Source organism: Mucilaginibacter sp. P4_G9, assembly GCF_056400985.1.
The window spans coordinates 1-1016 of the sequence record NZ_JBFUKF010000822.1 but is presented as its reverse complement, the minus strand read 5'-3'; the positions used below and the strand labels follow the sequence as shown (position 1 = coordinate 1016).

General features: G+C 37.2%; 1 protein-coding gene. It reads left to right on the top strand.

Annotation, left to right across the window (positions count from 1 at the left end):
• A partial coding sequence (locus AC1DPZ_RS27900; RefSeq protein WP_477409662.1) for a sensor histidine kinase occupies positions 1-966 on the top strand: 966 nt, incomplete at its 5' end.
• Positions 967-1016 lie beyond the last annotated feature (50 nt).

Below are 1016 nucleotides of genomic sequence, written 5' to 3'. Positions count from 1 at the left end.
GAACACATTTGCCCGCCTCAATTAGTGGAATTATTAGGGCATCCGGTCGAAACTTTATTATCAGCACAGGAGGCATTTAAAAAACAAGTGTTACCCGAGGATCAGCAAATTATTTTGGATTCATTTTACACCTCAATTAAAACCGGGAGTTATGCCCACGATGTACGGGTTGCCTGGCACGATGGCGCTGTACACTGGTTGAGCATTAAAGGCAAATTAGTTATTGATGAACATCAAAAACCACTGCGTATGCTGGGAACTGTAATTGATGTAACCGAAAATAAGCGCGACGAGATCAGGAAGAATGATTTTATAGCGATGGCCAGTCATGAATTAAAAACACCGCTTACTTCTATCAAATCGTACATCCAAATACTAATAAAAAAACTGGCACCTGTTAATGATGCATTGGTAAACAACGCCCTTACCAAAGCTAACAGCCAGGTTAATAAAATGACCGAGCTAATTCATGGTTTTCTTGATCTCTCGAAACTTGAATCAGGTAAGTTACAACTTATGCCGGAAGTGTTTGACATAAACAAACTAATAGCTGATTGTATTACAGAATTGCTTCATACAAACATTAGTCACACAGTAATTTTTGATGGATCGAATGTTTTGAATGTTAACGCCGATAAGGAAAAAACAGCCCAGGTAATAAATAACTTTTTAAGTAATGCGGTAAAATATTCACCCAAAGAAAGTAATATTACTATAAAAAGTCATGGCATGAATAGTAGTATCCAGGTTGCAGTTACCGATGAGGGTGTGGGTATTAAGCCTAAAGATCATAAAAAAGTATTTCAGCGCTTTTACAGGGTAGATAATGAAAAGATCAGGAATGTATCGGGCTTTGGTATAGGACTTTATCTTTCCAACGAGATCATCCAATGCCATAAGGGCAAAATATGGGTAGAAAGCGTTGAAGGTCTTGGTTCAACATTTTACTTCAGCCTACCCGTATGAATTATTTTACTGCTGTTAATTTTACCTTTTTATAGGATGATACCATAAAC